Raw genomic sequence first — 26,872 nt, forward strand, 5'->3', positions numbered from 1 at the left:
ATGCGCAGAAAAACCATTTTCGCCGGACTGATTGTTTTATCAGCATTTTTACATTCTTTTGCTCAGTCAAAACATTGGCAGAATAAAGAGCGTGAACTGCATTATAAAGAAGACAAAGGCGATTTTTTATTAGTCAATGGAAAATACCGTTTCAACCGAGCTTTGTACGGAGACAACCGTGCTTCGAGAGTTGAAGCGGGAGATTTGCCGGAATTTGCACTCTATCTTCCCGGAATGGGCGGAAATCTTCAATTCGTTATTCAGAAAGAAAATTCAATTAAGAAATTAATTAACGCAGAAAAGATTGAAACCCGTTATCGTCCGGGTTCGATGTTGTATGAAATTAAAGACCCGATTCTTGGAAACGGAACTTTGAAATTATCGGTTTTAGCTCAGGCTAAAGAAGAAGGTTTGGTTTTAAAAATGGAAACTGCAAATGTAAATTCTTCCACAAAAATCTATGCAATTTATGGCGGAGCAAGCGGAACAACTTTCAGCAGGAACGGCGACATCGGTGCAGATCCTGAATCCGGATTTTATCTGTTGCCTGAATATTGTCTGAACAATCAGTTTCAGGCATTAAAGAATCAGTTTCAGTTGAATTATTTAAATAAGAAAAAAGAAGCTCAAATGGTAAATGGGAACTTTTCGAATGTTCCTTTTTTGCAGATGACTGACGCAAAAACATTAGAAAACCTTTCCGCTTTTACTCAAAATAAAATAGATAAATCACCGATTATTTACGCTACTTATTCTTCGCAAAAACAACCGATTTATATACAGGTTTCGAAAGGAAAATCAGCTAAAAGCTTTTCGGATGAAGAGTTGAAAAATATATTTAATGAAGCTGAAAAAGCTCGTTTAAATTTAACCAACAGAATTCAGTTCAAAACTCCGGATGCAGATTTAAATAATTTCGGAGCTAATTTAGCCGTTGCCGCAGACGGAATTTGGGAAAGTCCGACTTTCCTTCACGGTGCCGTTGCTTGGAGAATGCGACTGAATGCTTGGAGAGGAGCTTACACAGCTGATGCGTTGAGTTGGCACGACCGAGCGAAAGAACATTTTGAAAGTTACGCCAATTCACAGGTTTTAAAACCCAATTCTGCACCTGTAGAAATGGATACTTTACTACATTTGGCAAGAAGTGCGGAAAAAATGGGAACTTCCGTTTTTTCAAGCGGATATATTTCCAGAAACCCGAACGACAATTCAAAACCGCATCATTACGATATGAATCTGGTGTTTTTTGACCAGATGTTTTCGCATTTCAATTACACAGGAGACAAAGAATTTCTAAAAAAAATGTGGCCGACGATGGTTCGCCATATGGATTGGGAAAAAAGAAATTTCAAACGTGGCGATTTATACGATGCGTATGCTGCGATTTGGGCGAGTGATGCGCTTCAATATTCGGGTGGAAAAGTGACGCACACTTCGGCGTATAATTACAGAGCCAACCGTGAAATGGCTAAACTTGCAAAAATTGTTGGTGAAAATCCGCAACCTTACGAACAGGAAGCTGATGCGATTTTAAAGGCAATGAAAAATGAACTTTGGATTAAAAATAAAGGATATTTTTCTGAATATAAAGATGCTTTAGGCAATCAAATCGTTCACGACAAACCGGGAATCTGGTCGATTTATCACGTTTCGGATGCGTTTATTTTAAATGAATTTGAGGATTATCAGAACTTACAATACATTAATAATCATACACCGAAAATTCCGATTACGGTAAAAGGTGCGGATAATAAAGACTATTTTACGCTAGCAACTACAAATTGGCAACCTTACGACTGGTCGATCAACAATGTTGCTTTGGCGGAAAATTTACAGACCGCTTTGGCGTATTGGCAAGCCGGAAGAAATGAAGATGCGTACCAACTTTGGAAAGGAAATCTGGTTGAATCGATGTATTACGGCATCAGTCCGGGGAATTTTGAGCAGCTTTCTCATTACGATGCATTTCGTGGAGAATTGTACAGAGATTTTGCAGACCCGATTGGTGTGGCTTCAAGAACTTTGGCGGAAGGTCTTTTTGGAGTTTATCCAAATTTATTGGAAAATAAAATTTCCATAAAACCAGGCTTTCCGAAAGACTGGAATTCCGCAGAATTAAAACTTCCGGATTGGGATTATCAGTTTAAAAGAAATTCAAAGAAAACGGAATATTTTTTCAACTCAAAGTATCAAAATCCTGTTTCGTTGGAAATGCAGATTCCTGTGAATTATTCCAACATCAAATCGGTAAAAGTAAATGGTAAAAATGTGGATTGGAAAATTAAACCCAATTCTATTTTACAACCGATTATTCAGTTTGAAACTCCGAAAGGAAAAGATTTTAAAATTGAAATCAATTATTCCGGAGAAGAAATTAAAAACGAACAAACTAATTTCACTAATTATATTTCTGAAAACCTTCAATTAAATTTTGATTCAAAAAAGAAAATAAAACAAGTTTACGACCCACAAGGACTGATTAAAAATTCCCCTCCTCTGGAGGGGTGGATTCGACCAAAGGGAGAAGACGGGGTGGTTAAGAATCAATTTAGTTTAGTACAAGAAGAAAGAAAAGGAACTTTTTTCGTGCAAGTCCAAGAAAACGGAATCACTTGGTGGCAACCTGTAAATGTTGACATTCACTTTCCTTTGGAAACAAAATGGGCAAATAAAAAACTGCAGATTCAATCTAAATCATCCAATCCAGTTAATGGAAAATTGGTTGTTAATGGTTTAAACAAAACTTTTAGTATTCAGAAAAACCAAAATACATCGATTGAAATTCCTGAAAATTATTTAAGTAAAGGAACAAATTCTATCGAGCTTGATTATAATGGAATTAAACAAAATATTGAAATCACAGATTGGGACATTGAAAATCAAGGGCAGTTCAACAATATTTCATTAGCCTCAAAATACAATGAAAAAGTAACTGAAATTTTCAACCAGAAATATCTTTCGCCAAGATTAGAAGTTCCTACTTTACAGCTTCCGTGGCAGGGAATTGGAAACTGGTGTTATCCCTTAATTACAGCTCAAATTGATGACAGTGGATTAATGAAAAAAAGAAAAAATGGCAAAGTTGATTTTTTTGGAATTCCATTTTTAATTGATAAAACAGATAAAAATATAGCTTTTGCGAGTCAGTGGGACAACTTTCCAGAATCTATTGAAATTCCTTTAAGTGGAAAAGGAAAGAAAATCTATTTCCTGATGGCGGGTTCTACGAATCCGATGCAGTCGCAGATTGTGAACGGAAAAATTGCAGTTCAATACGTTGATGGTTCGACATCAGAATTAGAGCTAAAAAACCCAACGAACTGGTGGCCGATCGAGCAGGATTTGTTTGATGATAATTTTGCTTTTGAAATTCCTGATGATAAAATTCCTTATCGGGTAAAACTGAAAACAGGAGAATTATACAAAGGTGGAACTTTGAGTAAATATTCAAGCATTAAAGGATTTACAGACCGTCAAGTTGATGGAGGAGCTGCAACTATTTTAGATTTGCCTATTGATCCGAATAAAGAATTAAAATCGATAAAATTAACCGCAGTGAGCAATGATGTAGTGATTGGAATGATGAGTATGACTGTTTTGAGATAAGTTTAATGCCACGAATTCACGAATATTTTAATAAAAATGTATTATTAATTCGTGTATTCGTGGCTAAAAAAATAAAATTTGAATTAAATAAATCTATATAATGAATAAAAAAATTGCAATATATTTAAGTCTTTTCTGCATAGGGTTTTCATCCTTAAATGCTCAGAAAATCGACCGTAAAAAAGTTGTTCAGCGACATAATGTTGTCAATACAAAAGCAGATACTTTATCAACTTTAACGGTTGGAAACGGAAAATTTGCGTACACGGTTGACATTACGGGAATGCAATCGTTTCCTGAATATTACAAAAACGGAGTTTCTTTGGGAACACAGTCTGAATGGGGCTGGAACAGTTTTCCGAATACTGAAAATTATAAATTCAAGGAAACTTTAAAGCCATACGATTTCAATAATGATGGCCGAAAAGCTTTGTACAGCGTTCAAATCAAAGAGCCTGAACGTAACAAAAAAGCGGTTGATTATTTCCGTGTAAATCAACATCGTTTACAATTGGGAAATATCGGGATTGAACTGATTAAAAAGAATGATCAGAAAGCACAAGTTTCAGATATTCAAAATATTAATCAGAAAATCGATTTGTGGACAGGAATTATCACAAGTGAATTTTCATTAGAAGGAACTCCTGTAAAGGTTTGGACGGCTTCTTTCCAGAATTCAGATAAAATCGGGGTTAAAATTGAGTCTGATTTAATAAGCCAAAAGAGATTAAAGGTTTTCGCAAAATATCCTTATCCGAGCGGACAGTTTTTGGATGAAGCAGCTTTTTATGGAAACGCAGATAAACATTCAACAAAAATCATTTCATCCAACTCAACTCAGGGGTTGATTGAACACCAATTACAAACTGCAGATTATTTTACTCAATTGTATTTCACTGATGGTAAATTAAGCGAAGCTGGCAAACATTATTTTGTTTACGAGCCTTCATCTAAAAGCAAAACGGTTGAATTAACTGTTGAGTTTTCAGCTAAAAATCAAAAGGCTTCAAAAAGTTTATTTAGTGATGCTGAAAAAGAAAGCATTTCAGGTTGGAAAAACTTTTGGGAAAGCGGTGCTGCCGTTGATTTTGAAGGAAGTACAGACCCTAGAGCAAACGAACTGGAACGCAGAGTTGTATTATCTGAATATTTAACCAAAGTACAATGTGGAGGAAGTGATCCACCACAGGAAACAGGTTTAACCTTCAATAGTTGGTACGGAAAACCACATACAGAAATGCATTGGTGGCACGGTGTTCATTATGCTTTGTGGGGAAGACCGGAGATTTTAGAAAAACAATTGGATTATTATTTCATATCGTTTGAAAAAGCAAAAAAATTAGCTGAAAGACAAGGCTACAAAGGCGTTCGTTGGATTAAAATGTCGGATAATGAAGGGAATGAAAGTCCGTCTTCTGTTGCTGCATTTTTGATTTGGGAACAGCCACACATTATATATATGACCGAACTTTTGTACCGTCATAATCACGACAAAAAAGTGTTGGAAAAGTATAAAAAACTGGTATTCGAAACAGCCGAATTTATGGCCGATTATGCGACTTTTGACAAAGAAAAAAACCGTTATAATTTGGGTAAAGGCGTGATTCCTGCACAGGAAGTTTTCCCTGCAAAAGATACCTACAACCCAACTTATGAAGTGGCTTATTGGGATTGGGCTTTAAAAGTTGCTCAACAGTGGAAAGAAAGATTAGGCGAATCAAGAGATAAAAAATGGGATGATGTAATCAATAAATTGGCTCCACTTCCAGTTCAGGATGGCGTTTATTTATCTACAGAATCAGCAAAGGATTCTTTCACGTTTCCAAAATGGATGACCGATCACCCTGCGGTTTTGGGTGCTTTAGGAATGGTTCCCGAATCTCCGAAGTTGGATAAAAAAATAATGAAAAATACGTTGGATATCGTTTGGGAAAGATGGAACTGGGGACATACTTGGGGTTGGGATTTCCCGATGACCGCGATGAATGCAGCAAGACTTGGTCTTCCAAACAAAGCATTGGATGCTTTATTTATGGATATTCAAACCAATACGTATTTGAAAAATGGTCATAATTTTCAGGATGGAAGATTAAGAATTTACCTTCCCGGAAATGGTGGAGTTTTAACAACTGTTGCAATGATGTTGGAAGGTTGGGATAATTCTACAGGGCAATTTCCAGGGTTTCCGAAAGACGGAACATGGAAAATAAAAGCAGAAGGATTTAAAAAGATGCCTTAAAAAATTTCACATTCATATTAATTGGAGTCTGTTCTGAAAAGGGCAGGCTTTTTTTGTGTCTGAGGGTTTGAGCGTTTTTGGGTTTGAGAGATTTGATTCGATTTTTTTGAGGATTTTTTTGATAGCAGTCCTACGGACTGCCCTATTTATTCTGAAAATCTTTTCTACACAGATACTGCTCCTCCGGAGCAGATTTCTTTTCCTTACTTACATTAAATATTTAATGAAATTTTATCGCTGACCAACTAAAATGGTAATTTCACATCAATTGAAAACAGCATAAATTAAAGAAACAAATATTTATAATTCAATGAATTAAAGCTGTAATCTATATTAAATTCATTAATAAAACGGTTAATGTAAATTTTTGTAAATTGTCTTCCATATTTGATCAACACTTTGACTGAATATTTTTTAACTGAAGTACCATCTCCTACCTGAAAATCATGTCTGAAACACTAGAAATTAACATTAATGAAAACTCAAGAGTTCCCAAATACAAGCAGATTGTAGACTCTATTCTGAACGGAATTGATGGCGGACAAATCAAAATTGGAGAAAAAATACCTTCTATCAATGAGCTTAGTGAATCTTGTTTTCTGTCGAGAGATACTGTAGAAAAAGCCTACAAAGAGCTTCGTAAAAGGCAAATTATTGAGTCGGTAAAAGGTAAAGGATATTACATTTCGCGTATCAATAAAAATGATATTATTAATATTTTCTTTCTGATCAACAAACCGAGTACTTATAAAATGATGATCTATAATTATTTCGTCAATGCAATCGGTACCAAAGGCAATGTTGAGATGTATATTTATCATTGTGACGAAACGCTTTTCATCAATGCTTTACAAAAAAATCTCGGTGGATTTGATTATTATGTAATTATGCCCCATTTTCGTGATGAGCAGTCGAAACACACCAGTTCTACGCAAGGCGCAATCGAAATGATTGAAAAAATCCCAAAGAATAAATTGTTGATGCTTGATAATACGAAACCTAATATTTCAGGAGAATATGGTTCTATTTTTCAGGATTTCGAGCATGATATTTACAACGCTTTAAAGGAAGGTTTAGAGAAAATAAAAAAATACGAGAAAATTATTTTGGTTTATCCGAATAAATCGATTCATCCCTATCCTTTCCGTATTGTACGTGGTTTTGAGAAGTTTTGTGAAGATTTTAAACTGGATTATGAAATTTTGGATGAAATTTATCCCGACATGGAACTTCAGGATAAAGATATATTTATCACCATCAGAGAGCGTGATCTGGTGAATTTGGTAAAACAAATCAGACAAAAAAATCTTGAATTAGGAAAAGACATCGGAATTATTTCCTACAACGAAACCCCTTTGAAAGAGTTGCTTGGAATTACCGTAATCACAACAGACTTTAAAGCAATGGCAGAATCTGCAGCCTATATGGTTCTAAAAAATAAAAAAGAACAAGTGAATAATGTATTTAAATATATTGAAAGGGATTCTTTGTAATGGTTGATAGTTGATAGTTGATAGTTGATAGTTGATAGTTGATAGTTGATAGTTGATAGTTGATAGTTGATAGTTGATAGAAATTACATTTTAATTACCTAAAATACAAATGGTTATTAAAATAATTTTAAATTTTTCAAAAAAAATTTTATAATAATGATTAAGAAATTAATTTTTGCCATGAGTTTTCTGATGGCAATTGCTGTTTTCGGGCAGAAAAAAGATGATACTCAAGCCGTAACAGATGCAGCAGAAAAACTCAGACTGGCTATGATAAGTGGTGAAAAATCAGCGTTGGAATCATTGATTGTACCGGAATTGACTTACGGACATTCAGGAGGTCATATCGATGATGCCAAAGAGTTTGTTGAAAAATTGGTCAGTAAAAAATCAGATTTTTTAACCATTGATATTACTGATCAAAACGTCAGTATCGTTGGCAATACAGCAATTGTTCGTCATCATTTTTATGCTACAACTGCTGATCTTGGAAAAGCTCCGGGAGATGTGACTTTGGATATTTTACTGGTTTGGACAAAAGTTAAAAAAGACTGGAAATTGCTGGCGAGACAGGCTGTGAAATCGGAGAAGAAGAAATAAATAATTTAAAATTATAGTATTCACCGACAAAAATATTATGATGGAGGCAAAGCAGAATTAGAAACTTATATTTCAGTTCTAAATAAAAATACTAGGAGAAATTGACATTAGAAGACCTACAAAAAGTAACATTAGAAAGTCAAGGCTTACTACACGCATCGCCATTCGGAAAAGGAAAAAAAGCGGCGCTAAATGCGTTGGAACATCTTGGCTACTTGCAAATAGACACTTTATCTATCGTTGAACGTGCGCATCATCACACGCTTTGGACAAGAATTCCAGATTATAAAACGGAACATTTAGATGAACTTGTAAAAGAACGTAAAGTTTTTGAATATTGGTTTCACGCTGCTTCATACCTTCCGATGCGCGATTTTCGTTTCTCTTTGCCACAAATGTTGGACGTAAAACAAAATGAAAAACATTATTACAATGCGGAACCTAAAGTGATGCAATATGTGCTAGATACCATTCGTACAGAAGGGCCGAAAAAAGCAAGAGATTTTGAAAATGAATCTAAGAAACCGGGCAGTTGGTGGAATTGGAAACCTACAAAAATTGCTTTGGAACGACTTTTTTTACAAGGAGATCTAATGGTCTCGGAGCGTAAAGGAATGCAAAAAACGTATGACATTCCCGAAAGAGTTTTGCCTAAAGATATTGATTTGACTATGCCCAGTCCTTTTGAATTTGCTGATTATTTAGTAAAAACATATCTGCGAGCTTACGGATTTACAACCTTCAAACAAATTACACATCTTAAAACAGGAGAAACAATAAGAAAAAATGTAAATGAAATTTTGCATTCAATGCTTGAACAAGGAATCATACAAAAAGTAGAAATTCAAGATTGTCCCACTATTTTTATCCAAAAAGACTTAATCGAAAAGGAGATCAAAAAAAGTGATTTAAATAGTAGAATTTTATCCCCGTTTGATAATTCTATTATTCATCGTGAACGCATTAAGCATTTTTTCAACTTCAATTATCGGATAGAATGCTATACTCCAAAAGAGAAAAGACAATATGGTTATTTCTGTTTACCCATCTTATTTGGCAACCAGTTGATAGGCAGAGTAGATTGCAAAGCTCATAGAAAAGAAAAACAATTGGAGATCATTCATCTTTACATAGAAAATCAAAATTTCGATATTGAATCGTGGGCAAAAGGTTTTATGGAATCTATAAAACATTTCGCAACTTTTAACGGTTGTGAATCTATTCAGCTAAACCAAGTAAGCCCATCCAACTTAATAAACAGACTCAAACAAGAAATGTAAATATCACAAAGCAGATAAGTGCTTGTTTCTGAACACTATATTAAACTTTAGTCAAAGTCCATTAATATGCAACAAAAAAAGGACTAAAGCTCGTTCTATTCTGTTTCGTTTTTTACTGGATTGTAAAACTTCCAGCATCCCACCTCCTGCTTCCAGCTTAAAAACTACTTTACTCTAAATTTCTGTAAATCTTCCGGCTTATCACAGCAAACCTGCTCCATTACCTGTCTGAATTGCATTTTAAGCATTTCAATAATATGGTCGCCACCTTTTTCGCCTAAAGCACCGACTGCGTACATAAAAGTACGCCCCATAAAGGTAAACTCTGCCCCACAGCTTAAAGCTCGGGCAACATCAGGACCAGTTCTCACACCACTATCCATCATGATCTTGATCTGGCCTTTATATTTTTCGCTGATCTCTTTCACAACGGCGATCGTAGATTCTCCTGCATCCAGCTGTCTTCCGCCGTGATTAGAGATGATCATTCCGTCGAAACCTAACCGAACTGCTTCTGCAGCGTCTTCATCAGAAGCGACACCTTTAATGACCAATTTTCCTTTCCATTTATCACGAATTGCTTTGATTCTGTCTGAATTTAACCTTCCGGAAAATGTAGAATTCATGAACTGTCCGAGCTGTTTTACACCCATATTTTTGTCCATGTATTTTTCCATCGTTTTAAAACTTGGAACACCATGTTTCAAAATTTCCAAGCACCATTCTGGCCTTGCTAAAGCCTGGGAAACATTTCTGAAATTCAGTTGCGGCGGCATTGCCAAACCGTTTCTGATTTCCTTTGCTCTGTATCCAAAAGTCGGCACATCAGATAATACACACAATACATCATAACCAGAAGCTTCACAACGGTCTAGAATATCATCACGTAACCATTCTTCTCTAGGATGATACAATTGATACCAAGCTTTTCCTTCTGTCAATTCTGCAATTCTTTCGATACTGCTTGTTGTTACCGTACTTAAAATAAAAGGAATATTATGTTTAAAAGCTGCTTTCGCTAAAATTTCTGGAGCATTGGGCCACATTAATCCTTGTAAACCAACAGGAGAAATTCCGAAAGGTGCAGAATAAGTCTTTCCGAACAATTCAGTTTCCATATTAGCTTCCGTATAATTATTGTTCAGATATTGCGGACGAAGCAAAACTTCTCTTAGCTCGCTTGTATTTCTGTCTCGGTTGATGTTTTCGTTACATCCGCCATCCAAATATTCGAAAGCGAAACGGGGCATTCTTTTTTTCGCTTTTTCAATCAGTAATTCGAGAGAAGCGTAATTGGTATCAAATGGAAACGACATAATTGTTTGTTTGTTATTGGTTGATAGTTATTGGTTTTGAGGTTTTGCCATCAACTGGCAACTATCAACCAACAACTAAATATTTTACAAATTTAAGATTAATGGCTGAAGCACTTTCATTTGATAATGCTGTTGTAGAAAAGTTTCGTCTATCTTTTTATTGGAAATCACCATTGAAGCCCCCAATGCAGAACCTAAAGGAGAATGCGTAGACATCACATTGTAATGCTGAAAATGATGCGACATCAGTTTCATAAAGACTTCATTGTCTGTAAATCCGCCATCAATGTAAATATTTTTTATATCTGAATTTCCAATGGCATTTTTAATGGTATGAATCTGTAAATCCATCAATTCAATCATTAACTGATGATATGCTTCTTCGAAAGTTTCGAATGAATTAAGATCTGTTGCAGTAATCATTTTTCTTTTTAAAATAATCCCTTCAAAACGGAAATAAACCGCTTTATGTTTCATTAAACGAAGGTACAGATCCTGGTCAAATTTTACTTCTCTGTGGAAACCATATTCTTTTCCGTAATAATCGCAGAGTTTTTCAACCTGAATTTTATATTCATTCCCCATGAAAAAACGCGATGCTTTAACACGTTTTCCATCGATTCGCATATAATTCAGACAATTATTTTCTATATCTTCATCAGTTAAACTTTCATCATTAAAAGGATTTAGAGAAATACTCCAGGTTCCTGTTGAAAGCAGTAAAAACGGTTCTTTTTTGCTTAAAATATAAGGTAATAACGCTGAAGAACTGTCGTGAATACCGACACCGATCTTAATTTTTTTATTTCTGTAAGACGTATTGATACTCGCAGAAGTTGGGACGATTGGAGGCAATAAAGCATCAATTTCTTCTTCGTAAACCCAATCGTGATAATCTGCTTTGTCGTAATCCCAAAGATTGGTATGACAGCCGATCGACGTAAATTCCGAAACGCAAATCCCGGTAAACAAATACGATAAATATTGCGGTAAATGTAAGCTGTAACGGATCTTTTTGAAAACTTCCGGATGTTTATACTTTAACCAAAACAACTGCAAACCAGAGTTCAACATTCCTGCTTGAGGAGATGCTGTTTCACGGGCAATTTTTAATTTTCCACCATGTTTTTCGTAGAATAAATCAAGAATATCCTGATCCATTGGTTTGGTGTAGTTGTACAAAGGCGTCAAAACATTTCCTTTCTGATCCAAATGCACAAAACTCGCTCCGTAAGTAGAAAAATTGATGGCCTTTACTTCAAAATTTTCATCATCAAGAATGGCATTAAAATTATCTTTTATCCAGTTTTGCAATGCCGGAAGATCTTCTGTGGGATAACCGTCTTCGTCTGTCGTAAGCGGTAATTCTGTATATTCCCGAACGACTTCTTTATAATTTTTATCAAATAAAAAGAATTTTTTATTGGTCTTTCCAATATCAAATACGATGGTTACCTTTTTCTTGGACATTCTTATCGATGAATTATTTATTTAAACACAAGTAGCGCAAATATTTTCACTAATCGCACTAAGTTGTTTATTTTAATTACAAAAAACAAATCATTAAGGAGTGTTTAGACAATAAGAAAAACTTAATAATCTAAACACTTTTCCCTTAACGAAACTATATAAGGATACATATAATTAAACTTTCAATTGCACTTGAAAGTTGAAATTATCAAATTTAAAACAGGTTTTATAATCCTGTTGCTTTTACATTTAAACCTCTTTCGGAAATCAATTGCTCTCTTACTTTAAGGTTTCTGTATGTTGCGATTGGGTCTAAAGCCGCCCCTGTCTGTAATCTCGCTGCTCTTAATAACGGACGAACATCAGTTCTGTATGCGTTCTGCAAAATATCCTGAGCCAAAACAACATCGTTATTTTGCTGTGCTTCTTTTAACGCTTTTTGATCTACTAAAAGTGCCTGTGCATAAGCGATCAAGATAGCTTCTAAAGATTGTAATAAATCTTCTAAAGGATCTTTGATGTTATGACTTGCATCGATCATCCAAGCCGGGTAAGGATTGTTTGGATTATTTTCCATTCCATACACCAATTCGTTGAAAATCAAAAATAAAGCATAAGGTTTAATCGATCCAACCGTTAAATCGTCGTCTCCATATTTGCTGTCGTTGAAATGGAAACCTCCTAATTTCCCTTTATACATCAAGGTTGCAACGATTTGCTCAATGTTTGAGTTTGGTAAATGATGACCAAGATCTACCAAAGTATACGCTCTGTCTCCGCAAGCGTTTGCCAGCATAAAAGAAGTTCCCCAATCCTGGATGGTTGTTGAATAGAAATTCGGTTCGTATGGTTTGTATTCGATGAACAATTTCCAGTCTTCCGGTAAATCTGAATATATCTCTTTTAAACTTTGTTCAGTTTTAGCCAAAGCGGTCTGGAAATTCAACTGTCCCGGAAAACTTGATCCATCTGCCAACCAAACAGTTAAACTTTTTGAATCTAATTCTTTTCCAATTCTGATGACTTCTTTGTTGTGTTCAACTGCGTAAGCTCTTGCGTCTTCATTCGCAGCATTTAAAGAACCAAATTTATACGATTGCTTTGCTCCCGGCTGATCTTGAAATGTGTTTGAATTCATTGCATCGAAGATCAACCCGTGAGATGTTGCTTTTTCTTTGATCGCTTTCACATCAGTCGGAATATCCCAAGGAATATGAAGAGAAATAGCGCCTGCAGAATGCGTTAAAGCGTGAATCAACCCTACATCATCTAACTTTTGTTCTAAAGAAGATGGTTCGCCACCGTAAGAAAATCTTCCGAAACGGGTTCCACCTGCACCTAAAGCCCAACTTGGAATTGCTACCTGAAGATCGGCAATTTTATTGACAATATCTGAAACATTTGCTCCTGATCTTGCTAATTTATCTGATAAATAAGCGTAGTCTGAATTAAAATTTTCAACTTCGTTTTTATTGTATTGTTCAATGATATCTTTTCCTATAATCATAGTTTGATTTTTATTTTTAACCACAAAAGTCACAAAAAGCTTTCTTTTATTTTTTAAAGCTAAAATTATTGAAATTTAAAGTTCAAAAAAGCAGGTTGTTTACCTTTAAAATAATGTTACAAAAACTTTTTTGATCTTCTCAAAATCTGAATAATAACTCTATTTATCTTTTGTGCCTTTTGTGGTTGAATTTTAAATTTATCTTGGGAAAGCATTTGCCATTCCACCATCTACATTGATGATATTTCCTGTGGTTTTATCTAAAATCGCTACACAAGCGAAAACTCCATTGGCAATGTCTTCAGGAAGAATAATTTCGTTTAACAGATTTCTTTTTGCGTAAAATGCTGGCAATTCTTCTACAGAAATTCCGTTTGCTTTTGCACGACCTTCTGCCCAAGAACCTTCCCAAATTTTGCTTCCAACGATAACTCCGTCTGGATTTACAACATTTACTCTGATTTTATCAGTTGCCAATTCTGCAGCCAATAATCTTGTCATATGTTGTTGCGCTGCTTTTGCGGTTCCGTAAGCTACGTTGTTTGGTCCGGCAACTAAACCGTTTTTGCTTGCAATATTCACGATGTCGCCACCAAGATTTTGTTTTTTCAAAATTTCAGCACCGCTTTTAGCCATCATAAACTGACCTTTTACCAAAACATTTTCCAGCAAATCCCAGTCTTTTGTAGTCGTGTCTTCTAAAGATTTAGAAATCGCCAAACCTGCAGAATGAACAATGATATCTACTCCACCGAATGCTAAAACGGCTTCTTTGAAAGCATTTGCAATTGCTTCTTCGCTTGTCACATCACAAGGAACGGCAACCGCTTGGTCTTTGCTGTATTTTGATGTTACAGAATCCACCGCTTCCTGATTAAGGTCTGTGAAAACAACAACTGCGCCTTCAGCAACCATTTTATCAGCAATTGCCTGTCCGATTCCGCCTCCTGCTCCGGTTACTATTGCCACTTTTCTTGAAAGAGGTTTTTCTTTAGGCATTCTTTGAAGTTTAGCTTCTTCCAATAACCAATATTCGATATCGAAAGCTTCCTGTCTTGGTAAAGAAGTATATTCTGAAATTGCTTCTGCACCACGCATTACGTTGATTGCATTCACATAAAACTCATTCGCAACACGTGTTGTCTGCTTATCTTTTGAGAAACTGAACATTCCCACTCCCGGATAAATGATGATCACAGGATTTGGATCACGCATTGCAGGGCTGTTTGGATGCTTACATGTTTCGTAATATTCTTTGTATTCTTGTCTGTACTGTTCGAAAAGTGGATTTAATTTATCTAAAATAGCTTTAGAATCGCTTAAATCTTCATTTTTATCTAAAGTCAACACCAAAGGTTGAATCTTTGTTCTTAAAAAGTGATCCGGGCAAGAAGTTCCAAGCGGAGCCAATCTTTCTAAATCATTACTGTTGATGTATTCTAAAACAACATCGCTGTCGGTAAAATGACCTACCATTCTGTTTTCTGAAGAAGCCAAACCTCTCAACAAAGGCATCAATTGAGCAGCTTTGTTTTTTCGTTCGTCAGCTGGAAGCGACTCTACTTTTTGTCCGCCGAAAACCTGTCCGTTTTCTTCTATTTTTTTGGCAATATATTCAGAAGCTGTTTCAATTACTTCCAAACTATTGATGTAACATTCGTAAGAAGTATCGCCCCAAGTGAATAATCCGTGGCTTCCTAAAACGATTCCTCTGATTCCAGGATTATCAGCTAAACATTTTTCAAGCTGTAAACCTAAATCGAAACCAGGTCTTTGCCAAGGAACCCATCCCATTGTGTCGCCCCAAATTTCTTTGGTAATTTTTTCGCTGTCCTTTGCTGCTGCAACTGCAATTAATGCATCCGGGTGAAGGTGATCGATATGTTTAAATGGAAGTAAACCGTGAAGTGGTGTATCAATAGAAGGCGCTTTGCTATCCAAATCGAAAATACAGTGATCGAATAAGCCTACCATTCTGTCTTCGTCTGCCAAACCTCCGTAAACATTTTTAAGATTACGTAGTCTTTCTGTATATAATCCGGCAATTCCTTTTCTCGTCAACGTTCCGATGTCTCCACCTGAACCTTTTACCCACATTACCTCAACTTCTTCATTGGTTAGCGGATCTTTTTCAATGGTTTTGCAACTTGTGTTACCTCCGCCATAATTGGTAATTCTAAGATCTGCTCCTAATATGTTTGAACGGTATAAAAATAAAGCAACCTGATCGTCTCCCAAAGATGCGGCTTTGCTTTCATCCCATAAATAATCTACGTATTTGAATGTTTTTACGTTTTCCATTTGTTTTCTTTTTGTTTTCTGAATTTTAACCCAAATTTAGACTGTAGTATTTTTTACAGCATCCCGTACTATACTGCTGAATCGATTATTTAAAGATAAATTAACACTGATATTTATCACGTTTCGATTCAGCCGTACAGTCATTTCATTAAGGTTAAATAAATTAATATTTTGATTGGTGAATAGTTTTTTAATTAATACCCAGGAAGCTGAGTAAGGTTTGGATTATCAATCAACGGATGTCCTGCAGAAGCTGCCGCAAACGGAAGTAATTCTGTTTTATTAGGTACAAATCCGTAGAAAAGACCGTCTCCACCACCTTCAATCCAGTTTGGATAGGTTCCTCCATTTTCTGCTGAACCTGTTGGTTTTGTGTAGATAATATTTCCTATCTGAAGTGCATTAAATCCTGCTGTAAATCCTACAGCTTTTCTAGCGTTACCATTAAATGTACTTGTATAAGCCTGGAACATATTGGCAGGATACCATTTGTCATCAGCTGTTGAAGTTTGTCCGTTTGCTAATGCTATAGCTTTCAAAGTCGTTTGATACGCCGCATAACCAGCCGAGCTAGTAGGAACTGCTTGAACTTGCGCAATCTGTGCAGGATCAGTTAAATCAATATAAGTCACTGCCAAGAATGGATCTCCATAAACCTGAGCATTTTTATGAAATTTGTAAAGACGGTAAACTGGTGTAGAAGCAAACTGACCTGTGCGGTTTGACAAGTTTTTCATTGCTGTTCTTGTCGCATCAATTTCGCTTGCAATACGGTTCATTCTGATCAAATCCGTACGAAGCATAAATTCGTCTGAAAATTCCCATTTACGCTCCTGAACTAGTGCTGATTCAAATGCTTGCTGACCACTTGGAATTGGAAGCGAACCAATTCCCGCACGGTTTCTTACCTGTTGTAGCGCCGCGATTCCTGCAGCTGTAGGTCCTGAATTTAAATAATTTTGTGTTTCTGCATACATCAATAAAACATCTGCATATCTGATAATAGGAATATTCAAATTACGAGCGTCTGCAGCTTGTGGCTCGACACACCAAGAAATTCTGAATTTCCCCGGCATAATACAAGAATAGGTTGTTCCTACGTCTACCCAAGTATCACTTGCGTTACCTGAATTTAAGAAATAAATACTGTAAGAAGTAGTCGCAACATCTCTACGTTTATCTGCAGCATTAAAAGAAAGATAATAACTTGGAAGTATGAACTGTAACGCTTTACGAGAACCATAAGTACCTCCTCGTGAACCCGGATGTGCATACACCCCAAATGCTGAATTGGTATTTGGACCATAGGAAGCAATATGCCAAAGCATTTCCTGATTTACGGCTGAAAAATTTCTTCTGTCGAAATTAAACCACAAAGCTTCGAAACCGCTTTTTCCTCCTTGAGCCTGTACCAGACTATTTGTACCTGCATTGATTACAGAAAGTGCTGCTGCATCTGCAATCTGATACAATTGCTGAACTCTCGCATTATCAGGACGACGAGACATGATCCCCGGAGAACTTGTATTCAGCTCCCAACGAAGAGAATATCCTGCTGCATATAAAGCTATTTTTGCTAAAAGCGCATTGGTTGATTGCTTGTTTAATCTTTCGGGTGTTCCGTTTGAAGCCGGCATATTATTTATAGATTCTTGTATATCTGCAATAACTTTATCATAAATGACGTCACGAGAAGCACGTTTAGGATAAAGCGTACTCGGATCATTAGGATCTGCTTCTTCTAAAGGAATCCAAATTGCAGGAACATCACCATAAACTCTGATTAAGTTGTAGTAGCAAAATGCACGAATAGCCTTTGCTTCTGCCAATAAAGCATCACGCTTTTGGCTTGCAGGCATATCTGGTAATCTGTCGATGGCGATATTCGTTCTTTCGATCACCGCATACATTGCAGAATAGATTCCTGTAACGGTATTCGGTGTTTTTGAATCGTACTGAAAATTACAGATATTGTATTTAGAATTATTGGTTGATCCGTCTTCCGCAGAATGGGTAACCGTGTCACCAGCTCCCAATTGATAAAACATTTCTGTAGGAACAATCCCTCTATATAAGCCTTGAACAAAAGCGTCCGCAGTTTCTATATTGGTAAATACAGATTCTGTATCTGATGAATTATATGCAGGTTGATTTAAAAAATCATCGCTGCACGAATTGATGCTTAAACCAGCAATCAAAATAGTTGGAACTATTATTAGATTTTTTAAAAGATCGCGATTAGTAAATATATTTTTCATGACTGAAACATTTAAATATTAAAAAGTAAGATTGATACCCAAAACATAACTTCTAGATCTTGGGAATGAAGAGTTGTCATAGCCAGGTGTAACGGTAACACCACTTGCCGCAGAAACTTCAGGGTCAAATCCTGAATATCCCGTAATGGTTGCTAAGTTATTCACTGTTGCATAGATACGTGCATTGGTTAACTTAATATGATTTAAAAATTCTTTAGAAAAAGAGTAACCTAATGTTACCATAGAAACTCTTAAATAAGAACCGTCTTCTACATAATACGATGAAGGATAAGTGATGTAGCTAGAATTAGTAGTACCCAAACTCCAAAGACTTGAATCTTCATTAGGATTAAGCTCTTTTAATCTTACTAAGCTTGTTGCAGCCTGTCCTGTATTAGGATCGATCACATGATAATAGTTATCTCCGAATTCTGAAGGTACATTTTGGAACATTGCATACGGACTCATACTGTGCTTAGTCGCATTATAAACATCACCACCCACGCTGAATTTCAAGAATACCGCAAGATCGAAACCTTTGTAAGAAAAGTTATTGCTAATACCTCCAATAAAATCAGGTGTACCATTTCCAATTTTTACCAGTTTTCTTGTAAACTGATCTCCTGCTTCATTATCTGCAGCAAATTTAATATCACCCGGTTTTGGAGTTCCCGAAGCTGGTTTTACAACTCCCGGTTTTAAAGTTAATGTTCCGTTTCCAGCCTGAGTAAAGTCATCAGTTGTATAAATACCCTGATAAACATATCCATACATATCTCCTAATTCTTCTCCAACCGTAGCATAATAGGTTACCATACCTGCTCTGTTGCTTCCTACACTAAAGTTTCTGAAGGTTCTCCCTTCATCTAGAGACAATACTTTAGATTTATTGAAACCTATATTAGCATCTGTAGACCATCTGAAGTTTTCAGATTTTAAGTTGATGGAGTTTAAAGTAAATTCCATACCGGTATTTTTCATAGAACCAACATTCACAAACTTACTTTTATATCCTGTAGAGGCAGGAAGTACAGTTTCCAATAGCATTCCGCTAACGTTGTTGTTGTACCATTCAGAAGTTAATTTAATTCTGTTATTAAACAAAGCAAGATCAACCCCTACGTTAGTAGATCTCATTTCTTCCCATTGTACAATACGGTTACCCAAGACACTGCTTGTCATTAAGGCTAAGTTACCTATAGTATTATTCATAGGATAATCAGTCCCTATCACATTGGTTCTGAATACATTATTTGGTATACTATTGTTTCCTACAATACCATATTCATATCTGAACTTCAGGTCATTGATATAACTGTCAACTTTAGAGTTTTTCCAAAAACTTTCTTCTGAAACTCTCCATGCTGCAGCTACAGATGGAAATACTCCCCACTGCTTATCCGGACCAAATTTTGAAGAACCGTCTCTACGAATAGTACCCGTTAATAAATAACGATTATCATAATTATAATTTACACGTGCAAAATATGAAATCAAAGCATTACTAGATCTATCCGCATCTTTATCTGCCACTGTAGCATTTGTGATGTCATCCAAGCCATAATTTAAAATAGTCGGGAATTTTGTCAGTCTCATGCTGTTGCTTTCGTTTTCCTGATAAATAATTTCATTACCAATTAAACCAGTCAGTTTATGTTTTTCTCCTAAAGTTTTATTGTAAGTTAATGTATTGGTGATTTGATATCTATATGCTTCAGAATTTGCAATACTTCCGTTGATTCCTGTGTTAACAGGATCTGTAAGAAATGCACGAGAGTTTTTATCTGAGAATGCAGTAGATTTACTATTCGTCCAGTTATATGACCCTGCTGTTCTGAATGTAAAATCTTTCAGCAAATCAAATTCAAGACCTACATTTGCTAAAAATGTTCGCGCTCTTCTGTTTTGAGTGGATGCTGCAGTTTCTATATACGGGTTTTCTGTATCAAATGAAGAATCTAAACTTGAGTAATCAGCAAAAGTCTGTGTATTAAACAACTGATCTTGTGTAAACAATGTTCCTCCAGTAATCGGTTGCAGAAGTATTTTTTTCATTCCTGAATATGCTCCACCACCGTTTGTAGAATTGGAAGTAAACATTGAACTGAAATCTAAACGTATCCCTTTATACAATTCTGAATTGATGTTGGCACGCAATGAGTTTCGTGTTTCGCTGAAATTTTGTAATAAACCGTCCTGCTTATTGTAATTGTAACTGATGAATGCCTGTGTTTTATCTGTGCCTGCAGAAACACTTACGTTATGATTCTGAGTCAAACCAGTTCCACCAAGCATTTTTTCTTGCCAGTCTAAACCATTTTCAGATCCGTATCGATTGCTGATTCTGCTAAAAGCACCTGTATAAAATCCTGGCGAATCTATCCCTAAGCTGTTATCAAAAACATTACTCCACTGCGTTGTTTTTCCCTGAAGTTGTGCCATTTCATATTGATATTTCACATATTGCTCAGGATTGGAAACCATATCTAATTTCTTCGAAAGCATATCAAATGCCATAAAAGAGTTATACTGAATGGTAGTTCTTCCTTTTTTTCCGCTTTTTGTTTTAATAACAATAATACCGTTGGATCCACGAGCTCCATAGATTGCGATTGCAGAAGCACCTTTTAATACATCAATACTTTCAATATCATTCGGATTGATAATATTTAATGCGTTATCCAATTGAAAACCATCTACAATATACAACGGCTCTGTACCCTGAGTAATAGAAGCACCACCACGAACAGTTACATTGGCAGTAGCTCCAGGAGCACCACCCGCCGTTACAATATTTAATCCCGCAGCTCTTCCTTGTAATGCCTGTAAAGCATTCATTGCCGGTGTAGCAGCTAAATCTTTCGCAGACACTGAAGATACAGATCCGGTAAGGTCAGACTTTTTTACTTTTCCGTATCCGATCACTACCACCTCTTCGATATCTTTAGTATCTGTTTTGGCAGAATCACTTACTGCCTTTTGTCCGAACATAAAGCCAGACGCAAGCAAAAACAGCGGTGCGATGAGTGGCTTAAAATTCTTCTGTTTAATTATTAAAGACATATATATTAACTTTTATTTACATTAATTATCATGTTACCAAAGTACACAGTTGCTGAAGTTCTGGCATCCTGCAATATCCTGCATTATAAAAATCATAATTTCTCTTAAATATTTACAAAAATCAGATTTAAAATTTGAAATAATTAGTAATTCGATTATATAAACTTTGATAAATTTTAGAATTATAAAACAATATTATCATGATTGTCATCAAAAAAATATTAAATGATTAGTATAAAAAAGACACTGAAAAGATCAGTGCCTTATTGAGCTTCTAACTCTTAACTATATGAATATGATAAAAATAAAATTTGTAGATGCAATACATTTTTATCGCAAAGAATTTCCATATCCTACAATTAAAATTGAAATAAACATGACGAACATTCCGAAAACAATCGTAGAAATTGTTTTTTTGGAAACTCCTTTCCATTCTTTGATGATCACCCCCATAAATTGGCTATTAAAATAATAAATGCCATGTGCAAGATCCATGAACTTGGGCCATTCCCCATTTTACTTTCTCCCATTCCGTAGAAGAAAAACTGTAAAAACCACATCGTTCCCGCCAATGCGCAGAAAATGATATTTTTTATAACAGGAACATTCTTTTTTGTGTAATCTGAATATGATTTATTTTTAAATGACAGATAAAGGCAACCAATAAGATTAGAAGCCATTCCGCCCCAAAGAACCACAACATAGGTTACATTATTCTGAAAAAGAAATTCTCCCTGTGAAGGATTTGCTATTTTCCAGGCTTCATTAGCAACGTTTGCCATTGGTTTTCCTGCTTCCAAACCGAAATTGAAACATGCGCTTAAAACACCGGAAATAATGGCAACGATTAATCCTAACCCAAATTTATATTCTGTTTTTACTTCCATTCCATGCGGATCAATAGAATCAGATTGAAGCTCTTTGTCTTTCATCACACCCGCTTTTCCACTGATGACAATTCCGAATACACAAATCAAAAGTCCTAAAAGAACCATTCTTCCCCAATCGCTTGAAAGCATTAAACCAATATTATCTTTTTCTTCTTGTGGATTAAATTCATAATAAATAGAAGGTAAAAGAGATCCGATAACCATGGTAAGTCCCAACATAATACTGCTTCCCAAAGCAACTCCTAAATAACGAACTCCCAAACCATACATAAAACCACCAATTCCCCACAAAGCACCGAATAAAAACGTCAACGCTAAAATTGATGAACTCTCATTCTGAATAATTTCCCAGAAATTAGGAATCGTAAGAAATGCAGCCAAAGGCGGAACAATAATCCAAGAAAATACACCTCCAATCAACCAAAAAGTTTCCCATTGCCATCCCTTCACTTTCTTGTAAGGCAGATAAAAACTACCTGAAGAAAAACCTCCTAAAAAATGGAAAATAACTCCTAATAATGCATTCATAATTTATCGTATTGGTTGAGTTTGAAAATTAACAAGATGTAATCGATTGCGCATCTTGTAGTGTCATGCTTAAACTTTTGAAAAAATAAGATTTTTTATCATTTGAAACATAAATTCTTCAACTGATTGTTTTAATGACAGTTACAAGCGTTTCAATCAGATTATATTTAAAAACTGTTAACCAAAAATATGCATCAATTCTTCATTATTCTTGCTTTTTAATAATTTAAATATGGTTTTCATTTTTAAATCAACAAAAAAGGCTTAACGATTTTCATCATTAAGCCTTTCAATTTTACTAAAAAAATTAAATTTATTTCAACTTATAAACCTCGCTTCCGGCAAGCAATAAACACCCTAAACCGTAGTCTTCAAAATCCGGTTCTTTACTTACAGAAAGTGGTTGCCCGTCTTTTGGTTCTTTTCCAGTTCCCTGTACCCAACCTAAAAATCCGTTTGGCTGCACTGAATCTTTCACAATTGCATTCCAGGCTTTAGTCAAAACTGGCAGATAAGTATCTCTGTCAATCAATCCATTATTAATTCCATACGCCATTCCGTAAACGAATAAAGCGGTTCCCGTCATTTCTTTTCCTCCAAAATTCGTTGGATCGTGCAAACTTACATTCCAAAAACCATCTTCACGCTGAATTGGGAGCAAAGCAGCCAACAAATCTTTATAATCCTGCAAATATTCCTGATAATGAGGATCAGATTTCGGCGTATCTTCAAGGGTTTTAGCCAAAGCAGCCACTACCCAACCGTTTCCTCTGCTCCAATAACAATCTTCCCCATTCGGTTCTTTGTAAGGCGGAACAAAACTTTTGTCTCTCCACCAGATTTTATCGACCTGATTATACAGACCATTTCCGCCGTGTTTATATTTTGTGTAAGCATACATTTCGTAGTTTTTATCAAAATATTTTTGCTCTCCTGTGATTCTCCCCAGTTTCGTGAAAATCGGCATGCTCATTTGGAGCGCATCAATCCACCACCAATCATCAACTTTTGGTGTAGCAATCATACTGTCCATCGAAGCTTTTACATTTTTAATTCTTTCAGGATGCTTTTTACCGTCGATTTCATACAAATCTATGTAGGTTTGTCCGCAAGCCTGATGATCGGCATTTCTGGTATAAGTTCCACGCATCAAATCCCATTTATGATTATTTGCCCACGACATTGCGTAATCATAATATTCTTTTTTAGGATCAACTTTATACAAAGCAATGAGCCCTTCATAATAAACAGCTCTTGTCCAAAGATTACTTGGCCACACTTTTTTACCAACGATATCTTTTCCTGTATCGGGCCATTTGTTCATGAAATATTGATTGGCTCTTCTTGAAACTTCCAAAACGTCTTTTTTATTCGGAAGCTCTACTTTGCTTGCAGTGCTCTGTTTCTGAACCGAACAGGAAGTCACACCTCCCAAAATCAGTACAAAAAAGCTTGCTGTTAATAGTTTTTTCATAATATTTTTATTTTATATATTTTTTAAGTTGACAACCCTTTAAGTCTTTAATTCCTTTTGTCACCAATTCTGCATTGAGAATTGCTCCTGCTTCATTGGTATGAGTATGATCTTTTGGAAAGAAAACTTTTACTTTTTCAGAGCCCATTTCTTCATATTTTGCAATGACCATTGTATTTAAATCTAAAAAATAAGCTCCGGTCTGTTTTGCAACTTCTTGAGCCCAAATTCCGTACTGATCTTTTTCTATCTTTCCGTTTTTATCAAATTTATTTCTCGGAACAGGAGAAACGATAATAGGAATCGCTCCTTTAGCTTTCGTTTCATTCGCATATTTCCTAATATAATAACCGTAAGTGTAAACTGTTTCATTTACTTTACGAATCGAATTGTAAATATCTTTAGATTCTTCACCAATCCCTTTGATAGTTCCTCTTGCTCGTAATGTATCGGCTAATTCACCGCCATCATTATGACCAAATTGCATTAAAACATAATCTCCTTTTTTTATCGTTTTCATAATAGAATCCCAACGACCGTCCGTCAAAAATGTTCTGCTGCTTCTCCCTCCTTTTGCGTGATTTTGAATTTCAATTTTGTTCGTATCCAAAAAAAGATTCATAAAACTTCCCCATCCCCAAAGCAAATCAGAGCCTTTTCCAGAACCGTTTTGTACCGTAGAATCTCCAATAATATAAAGAACAGGTTTGTCCTGAATCTTTTTAAAGGAAACCCCAACAAAGACAACCAATAAGATAAACGGAATAATGATTTTAATTTTCATAATTGATTATTGTTTTGGAATTATTGTATAAATATTTGGTTTTGGAATTTCTTTCAACGATTCATCCAGATAATAATCGGTATGCGGTGGCTGATTGTAGCCTACATTTTGCCAAACAATACTTAATCGGTATTGCGGGTTATGCATCAAAGTATATAATCTGTGCTTGGTAGGAATTGTTGTAGAAAAAATTCTCAATTCCTTGTTATCAGCTGTTCTGTACATTACTTCTTCACGCCAGTCTCCAAAAAGATCGGCAACTAAAGAAGGGTTCTTTTTAGTTCCGTTATTCGATTCACACTGAAAATTTTTAGCGTCAAAAATTAGATTCGATTTTTCTTTTTTCCAGTCCCATTTTGAAACAACTGTTCCATCTAAAATTTCGCTTAAAAAATCTCCGTCCCAATAAATTCCCATATTGGCAGGAGGATTTTTTTCGCTGCTTTTTTTTCCTTTTGTATTGTAAACGCCTTTCAAACCGGCACCGGCTGCCCAAGATTCTGAACCTTCATAACGAGGATCAATATTTAAAGACAAACCTCTTCCCGGTCCCTGAAATTTACCTGCTTTACTATAAACTGTAGAAGGTAATTTCCATAAAACATTTCCTGTTTTTCCGTCTCTGAAATGGGCTCCTGCATCATCAAATCTTTCCTGAATATCAAAAATTTCCAGTCCGGGATTTGATGGATCTAAATCTCCAACGTGTAAAGCGTCACCGTGACCATAACCTGTGCTGTTTAAAACTTTTCCATTGTCATCCACCGTCATTGCACCAAAAATAATTTCATCTTTTCCGTCATTATCTACATCTGCAATGCTCAAATTATGATTTCCCTGTCCACGATATTTTTTATTTTCTTCCGAACTTTCGGTATCAAAAAGCCAGCGAAGGCTCAATTTTTTATCTTTAAAATCCCAAACTGCAATTGCAGTTCTTGTATAATAGCCTCTCGACATAATTACACTCGGCGTTTTTCCGTCGAGATAAGCGACTGCTCCTAAAAATCGGTCAATACGATTCCCTTTTGCATCACCCCAAGTCTCAGTCATTTCTTTATTGGTTGGATTTAAACTGCCTGCAAATCTTGGAACTTCATAATTTACCGTATGAATTTCTTCGCCAGTTTCTCCGTTAAAAACCGTCAGATACTCCGGTCCGGAAAGAATCATTCCATTTTCGTTGACGTAATTTTTGGTTGGGTCACCAATGAATTTTCCTTTTCCGTCTTTGCTTCCGTCAGCGGTTTTCATTACTACTTCCGCTTTTCCGTCCTGGTCTAAATCATAAACTAAAAACTGTGTGTAATGCGCTCCTTCTCTGATATTTTTACCTAAATTAATTTCCCACAAAAATGTTCCATTCATTTTATAAGCCTGAATAATTGGCTCATCAGTCATCCCTTTCTGACTGTTATCTTTCGATCTTCCGGTTTGATGAAGAATAATCTCATATTCTCCGTCACCATCCAAATCAGCAACTGATGCATCATTCGGAGTATACCCTTCCGGAGTTTTTAATGGAATTGAAAAATAAGGCTTTTGATTTGCTGAATATTTCGCAAAATCCTGATCAACCTCCTGATTTTTGGTATTAGATTTAACAAAATAAGTGTAATTCTTTGCTTTGTCTGCAGTTTTATCTAAAAAATTGGTTTCGTTAAGCAACGGTTTTGAATTCAATTTTATGGTTGAATTATTTTCCGTTCGGTACAAATCAAAGTGCGTATTCTGAGCTTCTGTTCCCAACAAACGCCAACTTACAAAAACGCCAGATTCTGAAGGCATTGCAACAATTCCTCTTTTCAGATATTCCATTTGTCTTTGAGCAAAAATTGTTTGCGAAAGAAAAAGGGTGGATGTAATGAAGATATATTTGATTTTCATAATTCTATATCAATATCTAATTATTTTTATATTTTGACTAAAGCCGAATTTGAAACTTCATTTTTTAAACGGGCTTCCTTCGACAAGCTCAGGATGACATATCCGTTTCTATTGATTTTAATCATTCTTGATCTCAATCCTTGTCAAGGTTTTGAACCTTGACAAGGATTTTT

General features: G+C 35.6%; 16 protein-coding genes. 5 read left to right on the forward strand and 11 right to left on the reverse strand.

Translation table 11 applies throughout. The features are described 5' to 3' along the window. The 5 genes from FDY99_RS01535 to FDY99_RS01560 all read left to right on the forward strand — a co-directional run bounded on the left by FDY99_RS01535 (position 1) and on the right by FDY99_RS01560 (position 9,221). The gene (locus FDY99_RS01535) at positions 1-3,609 is read left to right on the forward strand and encodes a DUF4450 domain-containing protein (RefSeq protein WP_139418798.1); all 3,609 of its coding nucleotides are present in this window, start codon (positions 1-3) and stop codon (positions 3,607-3,609) included. A 100-nt stretch (positions 3,610-3,709) separates the two neighbouring features. Further along, positions 3,710-5,848, forward strand: a complete 2,139-nt coding sequence (locus tag FDY99_RS01540; protein WP_139418799.1) for a hypothetical protein — start codon at positions 3,710-3,712, stop codon at positions 5,846-5,848. 446 nt (positions 5,849-6,294) lie between these two features. Continuing rightward, positions 6,295-7,341 (forward strand): GntR family transcriptional regulator, encoded by a 1,047-nt coding sequence (locus tag FDY99_RS01545; protein ID WP_074228114.1) that lies wholly within the window; start codon positions 6,295-6,297, stop codon positions 7,339-7,341. A gap of 156 nt (positions 7,342-7,497) precedes the next feature. Next, on the forward strand, positions 7,498-7,941 hold the full coding sequence (locus tag FDY99_RS01555) for a nuclear transport factor 2 family protein (RefSeq protein WP_139418800.1): 444 nt from the start codon (positions 7,498-7,500) through the stop codon (positions 7,939-7,941). Between the two features lie 101 nt (positions 7,942-8,042). After that, positions 8,043-9,221, forward strand: a complete 1,179-nt coding sequence (locus FDY99_RS01560) for a winged helix-turn-helix domain-containing protein (RefSeq protein ID WP_139418801.1) — start codon at positions 8,043-8,045, stop codon at positions 9,219-9,221. Positions 9,222-9,385: 164 nt separating this feature from the next. On the opposite strand, the gene FDY99_RS01565 is transcribed toward FDY99_RS01560, so the two are convergent. The 11 genes from FDY99_RS01565 to FDY99_RS01610 all read right to left on the reverse strand — a co-directional run bounded on the left by FDY99_RS01565 (position 9,386) and on the right by FDY99_RS01610 (position 26,699). Continuing rightward, the gene (locus tag FDY99_RS01565) at positions 9,386-10,537 is read right to left on the reverse strand and encodes an alpha-hydroxy acid oxidase (protein ID WP_102981058.1); all 1,152 of its coding nucleotides are present in this window, start codon (positions 10,535-10,537) and stop codon (positions 9,386-9,388) included. A gap of 84 nt (positions 10,538-10,621) precedes the next feature. Next, positions 10,622-12,007, reverse strand: coding sequence for an FGGY-family carbohydrate kinase (locus FDY99_RS01570; protein WP_139418802.1), 1,386 nt, complete (start codon positions 12,005-12,007; stop codon positions 10,622-10,624). A 226-nt stretch (positions 12,008-12,233) separates the two neighbouring features. Beyond that, positions 12,234-13,514 (reverse strand): TIM barrel protein, encoded by a 1,281-nt coding sequence (locus FDY99_RS01575; protein WP_139418803.1) that lies wholly within the window; start codon positions 13,512-13,514, stop codon positions 12,234-12,236. A 198-nt stretch (positions 13,515-13,712) separates the two neighbouring features. After that, the gene (locus FDY99_RS01580) at positions 13,713-15,815 is read right to left on the reverse strand and encodes a bifunctional aldolase/short-chain dehydrogenase (protein WP_139418804.1); all 2,103 of its coding nucleotides are present in this window, start codon (positions 15,813-15,815) and stop codon (positions 13,713-13,715) included. Between the two features lie 194 nt (positions 15,816-16,009). Beyond that, a complete protein-coding gene (locus FDY99_RS01585; protein ID WP_139418805.1) occupies positions 16,010-18,073 on the reverse strand; it encodes a RagB/SusD family nutrient uptake outer membrane protein in 2,064 nt (687 codons plus the stop codon). A gap of 18 nt (positions 18,074-18,091) precedes the next feature. Continuing rightward, a complete protein-coding gene (locus FDY99_RS01590; RefSeq protein WP_139418806.1) occupies positions 18,092-21,136 on the reverse strand; it encodes a SusC/RagA family TonB-linked outer membrane protein in 3,045 nt (1,014 codons plus the stop codon). Between the two features lie 330 nt (positions 21,137-21,466). Then, positions 21,467-21,589, reverse strand: a complete 123-nt coding sequence (locus tag FDY99_RS23600; RefSeq protein ID WP_317129805.1) for a hypothetical protein — start codon at positions 21,587-21,589, stop codon at positions 21,467-21,469. Further along, positions 21,580-22,554 (reverse strand): L-rhamnose/proton symporter RhaT, encoded by a 975-nt coding sequence (locus FDY99_RS01595; RefSeq protein ID WP_317129806.1) that lies wholly within the window; start codon positions 22,552-22,554, stop codon positions 21,580-21,582. Before FDY99_RS01595 ends, FDY99_RS23600 begins: the two co-directional genes overlap by 10 nt. A gap of 313 nt (positions 22,555-22,867) precedes the next feature. Next, positions 22,868-24,028 (reverse strand): glycoside hydrolase family 88/105 protein, encoded by a 1,161-nt coding sequence (locus FDY99_RS01600; protein ID WP_139418807.1) that lies wholly within the window; start codon positions 24,026-24,028, stop codon positions 22,868-22,870. Between the two features lie 7 nt (positions 24,029-24,035). Continuing rightward, complete coding sequence (locus tag FDY99_RS01605) at positions 24,036-24,812, reverse strand: rhamnogalacturonan acetylesterase (protein ID WP_139418808.1); 777 nt, start codon at positions 24,810-24,812, stop codon at positions 24,036-24,038. A 6-nt stretch (positions 24,813-24,818) separates the two neighbouring features. After that, positions 24,819-26,699, reverse strand: coding sequence for a rhamnogalacturonan lyase (locus FDY99_RS01610; protein WP_139418809.1), 1,881 nt, complete (start codon positions 26,697-26,699; stop codon positions 24,819-24,821). Between the last annotated feature and the right edge of the window lie 173 nt (positions 26,700-26,872).

It is taken from the genome of Chryseobacterium mulctrae, assembly GCF_006175945.1.
Taxonomy (GTDB): Bacteria; Bacteroidota; Bacteroidia; order Flavobacteriales; family Weeksellaceae; genus Chryseobacterium; species Chryseobacterium mulctrae.